This is a genomic window from Desulfosarcina sp., from assembly GCF_055467485.1.
Window position 1 is genome coordinate 21,766 of record NZ_JBUOIV010000059.1, and the last position, 11,903, is coordinate 33,668.

Below are 11,903 nucleotides of genomic sequence, written 5' to 3' on the forward strand. Positions count from 1 at the left end.
GCAGTCTGTCAGAAGGTGGCATCCGCGTCTACCGAACGTCCCTCGACCACCCGACAAGCAATTTGGTGAAGTGCGTCCGGCACCTGCTGTGGAGACCCTTTCACGGCTATAAAATCCGCCCGCATCCCCGGGGCGATTTTGCCTCTTTCAGGCAGTCCCATGAGCATTGCGCCAATGCGACTGGCACATCGGATGGCACCCTCCACGCTGAACCCGGCAGTGATAAAGAGCTGGAGCTCTGCTTTCAACGATTGACCGTGATGAACACCCGGACTTCCGGCATCGGTTCCCACGGCAAGGGTCACCCCAAGTTGCCGGGCCATGGCGATTTGCTCCAGCTGGTGTTCCAGATTTTTCAGGGAGACGTCGGCAAAAGAAGGGTCGCTGCGGTGTCCCTGAGCCTTTAAATAATCGCCGTAGGCCTTCATGGTTACCGCCGTGGGAACCCAGACCACACCGTGATCGGCCATGCGGCACATATTGTCCCTGCCCATAAAAAAACCATGCTCGATACTGGTGCAACCGGCTTCAACTGCCAGTTTTACCGGCAGATGACCATTGGCGTGGACCATGGTGGGTTGACCGCGCCTGCGGGCTTCAGCAACGGCGGCGGCCAGTTCGTCTACTTTAAACTGGGGGAGGGATTCCACTCCGAATTGGGTCAGGCTGTTAAGGCCCGAATTGACCAGTTTCAGGTGGTCTCGCCGGGTGTCCATCCCGAAGGCGCTTTGCGTAAGGGTCATGCCCGCTTCAACCGGGATGCCGATGAGTTTCCCATAACGGCCCGGCGCATGGCGGGCACGGCCCGCCGAAGCAATGGTCACCGGCGTCGGCGGATGAGCGGACTGATCCAATTTATAGCGCAGGGTATCGCCATTGTGGTCCCCACCGTCGCGGACGGCCATCACACCGCAGGCCAGGTGCTTTCGCAGGTTTAGCGCAAGCGTCTTAAGCCGGCCCCTGTAGGCGCTCTTAAGCTGTTCCTGGCGAACCGACGGTTCAGTCGTGCCGGACATCACCAGGTGGACGTGACTGTCGATCAGTGCTGGAATCATTGTGCAGCTTGACAGATCGACGATCGTCATCCCTGCCGGTTGCGTATCACCAGGGGCCAGGACTGCCTGGATCCGGCCGCCGTCGACGGCTATGATCCGGTTTTCGACAGCCGGTTTGCCGGTCCCGTCGATCAGCCATCCCACACGATAGCCCTTAGTCGTTGAAGTCATGGTCGGTATGATTATGCAAACCCGTTAATGTTGAGATCCGGACCAAGATTTTTTTAGACCCGGACCGGTAATCGTAAGAATGAAAAGCGATCCTCCTATAAGCGACCTGCCCACGGACTTCAAGCCAGCTTGAACCGCGATTTCAAATACACTCCCCGACGATTGCGGCGAGGTTCGCGTGCGAACTGAAAATCGACTTTTTATCCTTACGTTGTGGTGCAGCACTGCCGGTTCAATGCAAAATCGGTTAAACGAGGTTGATTCTCCCGCTGACCAACCGTTGCACAAAGGGCAGATCCGCCGGAGTAAAGCAAAAAGCCGCCAATTGGTCCGGCCTCACCCATTGGCAGGCCTGATGGGAAACCAACCTGAAGGAGGCGCCGTTCCAGAATGCCCGGTAGGCCATCAGTTCGATGGAAATGTGCGCGTAGTGATAAATGCTGGTTCCGAGATAGTCACCGATGACCGCATCCATTTCCAGTTCCTCCCACAGTTCGCGCTTCAGGCATTCCTCGGGCGTCTCCCCGGCTTCAATCTTGCCGCCGGGAAACTCCCAGTGCCCGGCAAGCCGATCGCTCGCATGGCGCTGGGCGATCAGGATGCGGTCATCACTGACGATGATTGCAGCGGTGACTCGAACGATGGATGTCATCGTGCAGGTGTGCCGACCCTGGTCAGGCAGCCAAGCAATGGGAAGCGATCGACGGGTAACCCGGTCATTTGAACGATCCGGTTGATTGTCGGGATACGCTTACGCGGGTTTATTGATTTCATGATGCCGCCATACCAGCTGTTGTAGAAGGAAATGACACCCCTACCATGGATGGTGGTGGTTGACTGTTCCCGTCGGCGCCCAATCGCCCCTTCCTTTTTCTCGTATCGATATTTTATTGCATGCCAGGGCGACCGGGGCACACCGCAGCCGGATCATAGCATTCATTTTCTTTTTGTCCATCTGTTTCATCGGCATTCCGATGCCTTTTTCGGTGAGGTGCGCGACCGGGCGCCTCGACGACAATCTAATCGGGGACGTCATTTTTTATGATATTTCAACAATTAACTTGCTTTCACGCCGAATAGGTCTATTATAGCCCCATTCAATGCGTTCTCGCCATCGTCATGCGGGACGATTTTTTCTGCAGGAAAATTCAGTATTTAAATGAAGCATCCTCCAGATTTAAGATTTTGAATAAATCCAAGAAAGGAGGATGTTATCATGGCCAATGGCATTGTAAAATGGTTCAACGACCAAAAGGGCTTCGGCTTCATCGAGCAGGAAGACGGACCGGATGTGTTCGTTCATCATTCCGGCATCAACGCCACCGGTTTCAAAAGCCTGAGCGAAGGCGACCGGGTGACTTTTGACATCGAGCAGGGTCCAAAGGGTCCTTCCGCCGTAAACGTCACGGTTAGCTGAATTTGTATCGTCATAAAACCGGGGCAGACCGCTCGACATAGGGCGGATGCCCCTTGAAGCGCCCACCGCGAAAATCCCAGATTACAACCCATAAATTTGTAACCCCCGGAATTGTCCGCGGGTTTTTTATTTTTTTGAGTGCGGACGCACTCCCGTGCAGGTGTATGGGAACGGCGACTGCGTAAAAACTCAAATCGCAATCAATGGTAATAAACACAAGCAAGGAAATAAATCTTTTGAATTTTAAAACGTTTTCATTTCACCCAGCTGTTGCTCAAGGCGCAATAGGCGCGGATTATACCACCCCCACACCCATTCAGGCCAAGGCCATTCCCGAAGTCATGAAGGGGCGCGATGTAATGGGGCTGGCGCAGACCGGTACGGGCAAAACGGCCGCTTTCGTACTGCCCATTCTCAACCGGTTGATCGACGGCCCACGCAACCGGATCGGTTCGCTGATCATCGCTCCCACCCGTGAACTGGCCGAACAGATTCATGGCGAATTCACTCGTCTGGGTCGCCATACACGCCTGCGCAGCGCCGTCGTTTATGGCGGCGTGGGAATCAATCCTCAGATCCAGGCCCTCAAACGTGCGGAGATTGTGGTGGCCTGCCCCGGTCGGCTGCTGGATCATATCAATCGACGGACCGTTGACCTTTCTAAAGTCGACGTGCTGGTAATTGACGAAGCCGATCAGATGTTCGACATGGGTTTTTTCCCGGATATCCGTCGTATCCTGACTCACGTCCCGCCAAAAAATCGCCAGACCCTGCTCTTTTCGGCCACCATGCCCAAAGAGATCAGAGGCTTGGCAAATGATGTCCTGCACCATCCGGTGACGGTTCAAATCGGCACCACCGCTCCCGCAGAGACTGTCAGTCATGCCTTGTTCCCGGTTCCCCAGCATTTGAAGACAGCCCTGCTGATCAAACTGCTGGGCGAAACCCCGACCGGGTCGGTCCTGGTGTTTACCCGCACCAAGCACCGAGCCAAGAGCCTGGGGGCAAAGCTGTCAAAGGCCGGTTACCGCTCGACCTCGCTGCAGGGCAACCTCTCCCAGGGGCGGCGACAGGCAGCGCTGAACGGTTTCCGTTCCGGAGAATATCAAATCCTGGTGGCCACGGATATCGCGGCCCGCGGCATCGATGTCTCCAATGTTTCCCATGTGATCAATTTCGATATCCCTTCCACACCGGAGGCCTATATTCACCGTATCGGCCGCACCGGGCGGGCTGAACGCAGCGGAGATGCATTTACCCTGGTCACCAAAGAGGATTCCCAGATGGTAAGAGCGATCAACGGGGCCATCGGCGCTAGTGTGGAACAGCGCACCCTTTCGGATTTCAATTATGATGCGCCATCGACATCACCCGTGAAACAGGTCAACACCCGTGGCAATCGACCCCGTCCCGCGATTGAACGGAGAGCGCCCAAACCCAGAGCCAATGGACGCTCAAGCAAAGGTGCCTTTGCTTTCCTTTCCCCCAGCACGTCCAGACACACCGGCCGGTTCAGCAATCCATAAGTCGGCGCTTCGGGCAATCCCACCGTCAAGGAAAGAGGCTGGCCACCCTATCGGGTGGCCAGCCTCTTTTTTGCACCCGTGACCGTAAGTGCGATTACGAGGCATGTTGGAAAGATGAAAATCATCGTTTTAAATGGGAGTCCCAAAGGTGTCAAAAACGTTACCCTGCAATATGTCCGCTATCTTCAAGGCATCCATCCTCGACATGAACTCAAGATCATCCACATTTCTCAATATATTCGCAAAATAGAAAATGATGACCGGTACGTCCAGTCCATCGTTGCCGATATAAGGACGTCGCAGGGCATCCTCTGGGCGACCCCCGTGTACGACTTGCTTGTACCGGCCAACTACAAGCGGTTTATCGAATTGATTGCCGAAAAGGATTCTACGCCTGTTTTCAGCGGGAAATACACAGCGGTCCTTACCACCTCGATCCACTTTTTTGATCATACGGCCCACAATTACCTGCGGGCCATATGTGATGATTTGAATATGAAGTATATCGGATCGTATTCTGCGGATAGGTATGACCTGCTCAATACCAAAGAAAAGGTTTGAGACATTTGCGGCCAACCTTTTTAATGAGATCGAAAATAACGCCTCCCCTCCAAAAAGCTTCCGGCCTTTAAAATGGCGTGACTTTCAATACCCGCCCGTTGCGCAAACAGAAAAGATGGATTTGGGCAACAAAAAAGTATTGGATCTGACGGATTCGATGGATGAACGAACCAACCTGGGCAATATGATTGAACCCTCCCCGCGGCAAGCCGCGGGGAATATTCACCGTTAGGATAAAAAAATCGATCTTCAATTCGCTCGCTATCGCGGTTCAACGGATAGTAGGCCATCTCATCGGCGACGTGGATGTGGTCAATCTGCGGGAAATTGATATCAAGGGCTCCTGCCTCGGCTGCCTTGAATGCGCTTACGACAATCATTGCGTGTATGAAGGCAAGGATGACTATATCGATTTTTTCAACAACCGAATCATGGCGGCTGACATCCTAATATGGGCTGGAACCATTACGGACAGGTATTTGTCTTGGAGATGGAAAATGTTTTTTGACCGCTCCTTTTTCCGAGGCCATGCACCTTCACTGTCAGGCAAACAGATCGGAATCATTATTTCAGGCCCCTTGAGTCAGCTTCCCAACCTTAGACAAATCTTTGAAGCATATGTTGAGATGCAACGCGCCAATCTGGTGGGCATGCTGACGGACGAATTCGGTGATTCCTCTCGAATTGATGAACAACTCAGCAGCTTTTTAAACCGAATGAGGCATCATGCCGACCAGCAATTTATCGCCGCTCCCACTTTTTTGGGGGTTGCCGGCACCAACCTTTTCAGAGATGAAATATGGGGCCGGCTGCGATTTCCATTCAGAGCCGATTTCGTTGAATATAAACGTGCGGGGGTTTTTGATTTTCCCCAAAGCCATTGGCATCATCGAATTCAAAATTCGATAATGCTGCTTTTATCCAGGTCTCCTAAATTTAGATCGCAGGTTAACAAACGGATGAAAGATGAAATAATAAAGCCATTTAAAAAAGTACTTAAGAACAAATGACAGGATACGATCCTGCTATCATCCTCAAGCCACCAGTCGCCTCAAGGCTGACACCGCCGCCATCGACGGAGAATTCGCCCGCAATCGCGGTTTGCTCCCTCCCCTCCTATAAAAATCCCTCAACTTAGCTTTAATTTTATGATATCCAATTGTTAAGGTGAAACCAGTTCCTCATCGCACCCTTCACGGAGAATGGTCATGGCCGAAGAGACCCTCACCACGCTGCAAAAAGCCTTTGCCTTTAACATGGACCACGACAAGTACGGTACCATCGCGGAAATCGGTGCTGGCCAGGAGGTCTCACGCTGCTTTTTCCGGGCCGGCGGTGCGGCCGGCACCATCGCCAAAACCATATCGGCCTATGATATGTCGTTCAGTGACGCCATCTATGGTGAGGAGAAGGACAAGCGCTATGTAACCGAAAGCCGGGTAAAAAAAATGCTCGACAAGGAGTTCAACCTGGTATTGCACCGCGTCGGCGACAAACGCCCCAAAACCTCGACCTATTTTGCCTTCGCTGATACGGTGACCGCTAGAAGCTACAGCCAGCAGGGTGAATGCCATGGCTGGCTGGGGATCAAATTTCAGGTGACGCCTGGTGCCGATCCGTCTGAAATTCTGATTCATATTCGCATGCTGGATGAAAGCAATGACCAGCAGCAGGAAGCCGTGGGCATTTTGGGTGTCAACCTGATCTATGGCGCCTTTCACTTTCATTCCCGCCCGGAACGCCTCATTCAATCCCTGGGGGACAACCTGGACTGGGGACGACTGGAGGTCGACCTGATCCGTTTCAGCGGCAGTTACTTTGCCGATATCGACAATCGCTTCATGGCCTTGAAACTGCTCCAGACGGAATTGACCGATGCGGTGGTCTTCGGCGCCGACCGCAAAACCTTGGTGCACCCTTCTGAATTGTTCTACAACCGGGATGTAATGGTCATGCGCGCCATGTTCAAGCCCGTGACCCACGTGAACGTGGACATGATGACCAGCGGAATGGAATTATTCTCCAGCATTTGCGGGACCGGGTCCGCCACGCCCATCATCGTTCCGGAAATTTCAGTCGCCGAGATGCGCAAACAAAACAGCTATGACATGCAGGACATCCTGGATCGGGTCGACTGCCTGAATATTCTGAATTATCCCGTCATTGTTACCAACTACCTGCGCTATTTCCGGCTGTCCGACTATCTGGGCCGCTACACCAGGGGCAAGATGGCTTTCGTTGTGGGAATCCCCAACCTGGTGACCCTTTTTAACGACGCTTACTATGACGGTTTGAAGGGGGGCATCATCGGTGCCTTTGGCGCCCTTTTCGACCGGGATACGCTGATTTTCGTATACCCCATGTACCGGGACGGCAATCCGGACGACGTGGTGACCACCGACAACTTTCCCGTCCCCGAGCATTTGAAACACTTTTATGCCCACCTGCGGGCCAACAAAAAAATTCTGCCGATTGAAAATTACAATGCCGCCCACATGCATATCTGGCCGGAAGCGATCCTCGAGCAGGTCCAAAACGGACCCGGGGCGTGGCAACAATCCGTACCCGAAGCAGTGGCCCGGGAAATAATCAGCCGCTGCATGTTCGGTTTTTGCGATTGCACCGTTGCCCAATAAGCACCACCGGAAATGCATTGCACTTGAATAGATTCAAATATTCCGATACCTTTGTCGATAAGCGTTGTATCGAAGGAATTTCGTCTTTCCCATGTCGACCCATGAAATGGATGGGTTTTGCTTACGACTCTCTACCAGTCGGGACTGTACGATGGAAACAGTTGGTGGTTACCTGAAAAAAGAGAGAGAATCAAAAAACATCAGTCGGCGTGAACTGTCCCGATTAACAAAAATCTCAGAGTTATATCTCGAATACATTGAAAATGATGAGTTTGATAAACTTCCCCAGGGCCCTTATGCAAAAGGATATATTGCCTCTTACTCCAGGTTGATCGGAGGCGACACAGATGAAGCCATCGCGTTGTACGAGGCCTTAAACAAAAAAAAGATTCAAGCCGAAGAGAGTCAACCCGACACTACAAATGGTACTGCCAACAACGGCCGGCCCCGAAAGCTCAAAGCGACCGAGAGGAAAAAACCCACCGGTTCCCGGTTTGGCAAAGCTAAATCGTTAATCAATACCGCCGTAGCATCCTTACCGGTCAACCGCTTTTCATTCAATGCGGTAACGACCTCGATCAGGAACATCGGTTCATCCATACGAATCAGCAGGAATGGACTCGACCGGGTTGTTTCGTTTTTTAAGCGGGTCGCTGTATCGCGGGCCTGGTTGTATGCTTTAATAACTCTGGTGGGCATCGCCATTCTGTTGCTGGCCGGATTTGGCTTCTACCATCTGTTTATCTTCGAGCCCAATCCTTCGTCAGTTGCCGAACTGCCGTACACGCAGGAAAAGGGAAAAGCCCCGCTTCCTGCCATTGGTGCTGAAAAGCCGGTTTTGGCTGCGCCTTCCACTGGTGCATCCTCGACGGCTGATCAACCGGACGCAAATGCCAAGGGATCGCAACGCCCCCAGCCTGCAATACCGCCCGAAGCTAAAAAACAGCCTGCGACGCCGTCCACCGATCCCGGCAGAGCGCCCCCACGCACCCAGGAAGAAGCCCAAACAGCATCTGGTGGGTCCGATTCCGCCTCACCGACCGGCACCGCGCTATCCGGCTCCTCGTTAGCGGAAACGATTGCCGACTCAAGCCCGACCAGCGACGGTGCTGAAAGCCCGAAGCGATCGGGACAAAGTGAGGTGACAGCAGATCCACCCTCGCCATCGACTGCCACCGAGGCTGACCTGACCGTGTTGCAGGCCAGCGTCTGTGCAGAAATAAAAGACCGAATGCCGGCCGGTGTCGCCACCTCTTTTCCCACATCCGCCGAGCGGGTTTTCGTGTGGAGCGAGATTGAAGCGAGGCAATTTCCATCCGAGATCCGGCACATCTATTATTTTAACGATGAAATAATCAGTGATGTCACCCTGGATGTAGGGTCCGCCTATTGGCGGACGTGGAGCGCCAAGAGTATTTCAGAGGATCGTTATCGGGGAGAATGGCGGGTCGACATCACCACGGCAGGCGGACAGGTGCTGCGACGCCTTTATTTCAATGTCAGGTAAATCCCTCTCGATCAGGTGTAAAGCTTCCATGACTTGGTTTCGAAGTCAAACCCCTGCCTGTTGAATAACGCCGTACATATCTCGACCACCGATGCGTCGTACAACACCCCTTTTTGCGACTCTATCTCGGCCAGCGCGGCCTCGAGGCCCAGTTGGGGTCGATAGGGACGAAAGGACGCGATGGACTCGACCACGTCCGCTACCGCCAGTATCCTCGCTTCCAGAATAATCTGGTCCCCTTTCAACTGCCGCGGATATCCGCTGCCGTCAAGACGCTCGTGGTGCTGGTAAATGGTTTCGGCGAGCGGCCAGGGAAATTGAATGTCCTTGAGGATGTCATAGGCGGTGCGCGGATGCATCTGGATGATGGCCAGCTCGTGTTCTGACATGGGCCCAGGTTTGTTTAAAATGGCGGACGGAACATGAATTTTCCCCAGATCGTGGATGGCGGCAGCCATTCGCAGGCCCTGGATGCGTTCCCAGGCAAATCCCAACCGGGTGGCAATGGCCCGGCACAATTTGGTCACCCGCCGCTGGTGACCCGCGGTATACGGGTCGCGTTTCTCAATCGTTGTGGACATGGCCTGGATGATCGCGCCCATGTTTTTGCGCAGTCGATCATGGCTGCGGGTCAACGCCTGCTTGACGCGTCGGAAAGCGCTGGCGTCCGTGAAGCGTTCGACATAGCCCCCGATGGCGCCGCTGGCATCCGGATAAGCCGTGATGGTTACGATCCATGGTGCATGTTTACCGTTTTTGCAGTGGGGTTCCTGGTCGAAAACCTTTTGCTGGCCCACGGACTGGATTGATGTCAGCGGGCAGTCAGGCGTCGCACAAAGTTTACTTGAAAATACATCATGGCACGTTTTCCCGATCAAATCCTGTGCGTCAACGCCCGACAGCGTTGCAAACGCACGATTGACAAATAAAATATTGAAGTGCCGATCGGTGATGATCATGCCATCGGAAACGGCATCCAATATCCGCTGCCAATCCTGATGGCCCAGCTGGGAATGGGCAGGTTTCGTCGTTGAAGTGACCGTCATGGGCTTACCGTCAAATTAACCGAGTGGTGGTTATGGGGTTGATCACAAACTGCGTCCACAGCAGGGTGGTCTCTCCTACTTACCACCAATCTTCGTTCAGAAAAACCAAAAGTCTTTACGTAACTGGTTTTACCACTCATTTGTTAAAGTCATTCATGGGGTTCCGTATGGTAAAGCCGGCCATTGACGGTCTTAAGAAAATCCTCCAATGAAATCATCTCCTGTTTGATAAATCCTTTGTCGGCGATCGAACCGTTGTGAGCCATTTCCACAATGGCACAAACCGAAGCTGCGGTGGTCCATGAAATGGCACTCCAGGACTTCCCGTCAATTTCTATCGGGTAATAGGCTTCTACAAATTCATCCCGGACCAGCTGTTTGCTCTGCCAGCCTTCGACGGATGCATGGATGTAGACCACATCTTTTTTGACGGGCGGTTTGGCATGGGTCAGAATTTCCCCGGCCAATTTCCGATTCTCTCTCATTAGTAATTCATGGAAGAGAAAATTCATCAATTTGACATGACCGGGGTAGCGAATGCTTTTGTAATCCAGATTGTCGATAACGCCCAAATAGGTATCGCACATGGTTCCCAACCCGCCCGAGGTGGTAAACGCTTCCAAAGGGATGCCATCGATTACCAACTTTTCAACCCACTCCATCGGCGATATCCATTTGTGAACCCCGCCTTCGATCACTTCACATTCATTTAAATACTCGTTGACGACACCTTCGGGCGACCAATTGAAGGCATAGCCCAAAAGCCCGGTCGGATGCTGTGGAAGCGCACCAACGCGTAATTTCAGACTTCGAACGGTGTCGAATTTTTCAACCAGAGATGCGCCGATGATGGCAATGAATCCGGGTGCAAGACCACATTGAGGCGCCAGAATCGAAGTTGCCGACCTGCTCAACTTGATGATCGCTTTTGTCGTGGGTACGTCTTCGGTGAGGTCGAAATAATGAATTTTATTCCGGCAGGCCTGTTTGGCGATATCAAGATTGAAGTGATAAGGAAGACAGGAAACCACGCAATCATGACGGCGCATCAGGTCTACCATCTGATGAATATCCGAAACGTCGATTGTCTTGGTATCGAAAGGAAGATCCGTTCTTTCGCTTCGAGCCGCGCCGGTAACTTGAAAGCCGGTTTTTTTAAGCAATACACCGACCAGCGACCCTACTTTTCCCAGGCCTAATACCAGAATGGATTGGATTGCCATGTTAAAAAGAGTCTCCTGTTATTGATGAAGCCGTAAACAGTTTGAACGACCCCGATATCGTCATTCCCTTGCCGGCGGGGATTCATAAGTTCCGATAGACATAGACAGCGCTGATAAGCGTCACTAGGAGGCCCGCCTCCGCGGGAGCGACGCTGTTTGTGATTTTTTTACGGTTCCAACAGCTTCCATCATGCAATCGGTTGGTTCGGCCTTCCTTTCGAATCTTATTGTCACACCTGGAATCTTTGGGATACCTCTGCGGCCCTTTCACCGGTAAAATCCTGCCCGCTTCGGCATGCGACCAATTGCACGACTTTGGGTCAAAGGTGACTGCCATCGTTGAACGCAACGAGAAGTAGTATCACTAAAAATAATGATGAAATTCTGAGAAGACAACAGGCAAACCATTTTTCGTTTCGATCATCAAGGCTATCTTTGGAGCATCATCGATGGAAAACTTCAGGGTGAATTTTCTTTTTGGACATTGGTGGGTCGGTCGTCAGGTGTGCCTGGAGATGAAAAAAGGGTTTAGCCTATGTTGGCCAAACCCTTTTACAAACTGGCGCGCCCGGCAGGATTCGAACCTGCGACCTACGGATTCGTAGACAAGGCCTCTGAGCTTCCTAACCTCCTAATTTTTAATTATGTTACTGTAAACATTAAGTTTATTTTTATCACATTTTTGTCAATTATACATGTTTTAGCAGATTTTGGAACTTTTTTCACACACAGATTCACACACAGGGATCAGTTCACGACCG

General features: G+C 52.4%; 10 protein-coding genes. 6 read left to right on the forward strand and 4 right to left on the reverse strand.

From position 1 onward, the window contains the following. Positions 1-8: 8 nt before the first annotated feature. Together ACZCED_RS20455 and ACZCED_RS20460 are read right to left on the reverse strand one after the other, a co-directional pair. Positions 9-1,226, reverse strand: a complete 1,218-nt coding sequence (locus ACZCED_RS20455) for an amidohydrolase family protein (RefSeq protein WP_462970514.1) — start codon at positions 1,224-1,226, stop codon at positions 9-11. A gap of 247 nt (positions 1,227-1,473) precedes the next feature. Further along, the gene (locus tag ACZCED_RS20460; protein WP_462970513.1) at positions 1,474-1,878 is read right to left on the reverse strand and encodes a (deoxy)nucleoside triphosphate pyrophosphohydrolase; all 405 of its coding nucleotides are present in this window, start codon (positions 1,876-1,878) and stop codon (positions 1,474-1,476) included. A gap of 564 nt (positions 1,879-2,442) precedes the next feature. Between ACZCED_RS20460 and ACZCED_RS20465 the strand changes: the two genes are divergently transcribed. The 6 genes from ACZCED_RS20465 to ACZCED_RS20490 all read left to right on the forward strand — a co-directional run bounded on the left by ACZCED_RS20465 (position 2,443) and on the right by ACZCED_RS20490 (position 8,873). Continuing rightward, positions 2,443-2,643 carry a cold-shock protein gene (locus ACZCED_RS20465; RefSeq protein WP_462970512.1) on the forward strand — a complete coding sequence of 67 codons (201 nt, stop codon included), beginning with the start codon at positions 2,443-2,445 and terminating at the stop codon, positions 2,641-2,643. A gap of 236 nt (positions 2,644-2,879) precedes the next feature. Further along, a complete protein-coding gene (locus ACZCED_RS20470) occupies positions 2,880-4,169 on the forward strand; it encodes a DEAD/DEAH box helicase (RefSeq protein WP_462970511.1) in 1,290 nt (429 codons plus the stop codon). 114 nt (positions 4,170-4,283) lie between these two features. Continuing rightward, the gene (locus ACZCED_RS20475) at positions 4,284-4,730 is read left to right on the forward strand and encodes an NAD(P)H-dependent oxidoreductase (RefSeq protein WP_462970510.1); all 447 of its coding nucleotides are present in this window, start codon (positions 4,284-4,286) and stop codon (positions 4,728-4,730) included. 188 nt (positions 4,731-4,918) lie between these two features. Further along, on the forward strand, positions 4,919-5,740 hold the full coding sequence (locus ACZCED_RS20480; RefSeq protein WP_464861582.1) for a flavodoxin family protein: 822 nt from the start codon (positions 4,919-4,921) through the stop codon (positions 5,738-5,740). A gap of 198 nt (positions 5,741-5,938) precedes the next feature. Beyond that, complete coding sequence (locus ACZCED_RS20485; protein ID WP_462970508.1) at positions 5,939-7,366, forward strand: hypothetical protein; 1,428 nt, start codon at positions 5,939-5,941, stop codon at positions 7,364-7,366. A gap of 151 nt (positions 7,367-7,517) precedes the next feature. Continuing rightward, on the forward strand, positions 7,518-8,873 hold the full coding sequence (locus ACZCED_RS20490; RefSeq protein WP_462970507.1) for a DUF2914 domain-containing protein: 1,356 nt from the start codon (positions 7,518-7,520) through the stop codon (positions 8,871-8,873). An 11-nt stretch (positions 8,874-8,884) separates the two neighbouring features. On the opposite strand, the gene ACZCED_RS20495 is transcribed toward ACZCED_RS20490, so the two are convergent. Both ACZCED_RS20495 and ACZCED_RS20500 read right to left on the reverse strand, forming a co-directional pair. Next, positions 8,885-9,919 (reverse strand): HD domain-containing phosphohydrolase, encoded by a 1,035-nt coding sequence (locus ACZCED_RS20495; protein WP_464861583.1) that lies wholly within the window; start codon positions 9,917-9,919, stop codon positions 8,885-8,887. A gap of 149 nt (positions 9,920-10,068) precedes the next feature. Beyond that, a complete protein-coding gene (locus ACZCED_RS20500) occupies positions 10,069-11,142 on the reverse strand; it encodes a saccharopine dehydrogenase family protein (RefSeq protein WP_464861584.1) in 1,074 nt (357 codons plus the stop codon). Between the last annotated feature and the right edge of the window lie 761 nt (positions 11,143-11,903).

Coding starts and splice junctions, on each gene's coding strand:
- ACZCED_RS20455 (WP_462970514.1), bottom strand. CDS start 1,226: ATGACTTCAACGACTAAGGGCTATCGTGTGGGATGGCTGATCGACGGG.
- ACZCED_RS20460 (WP_462970513.1), bottom strand. CDS start 1,878: ATGACATCCATCGTTCGAGTCACCGCTGCAATCATCGTCAGTGATGAC.
- ACZCED_RS20465 (WP_462970512.1), top strand. CDS start 2,443: ATGGCCAATGGCATTGTAAAATGGTTCAACGACCAAAAGGGCTTCGGC.
- ACZCED_RS20475 (WP_462970510.1), top strand. CDS start 4,284: ATGAAAATCATCGTTTTAAATGGGAGTCCCAAAGGTGTCAAAAACGTT.
- ACZCED_RS20485 (WP_462970508.1), top strand. CDS start 5,939: ATGGCCGAAGAGACCCTCACCACGCTGCAAAAAGCCTTTGCCTTTAAC.
- ACZCED_RS20490 (WP_462970507.1), top strand. CDS start 7,518: ATGGAAACAGTTGGTGGTTACCTGAAAAAAGAGAGAGAATCAAAAAAC.
- ACZCED_RS20495 (WP_464861583.1), bottom strand. CDS start 9,919: ATGACGGTCACTTCAACGACGAAACCTGCCCATTCCCAGCTGGGCCAT.
- ACZCED_RS20500 (WP_464861584.1), bottom strand. CDS start 11,142: ATGGCAATCCAATCCATTCTGGTATTAGGCCTGGGAAAAGTAGGGTCG.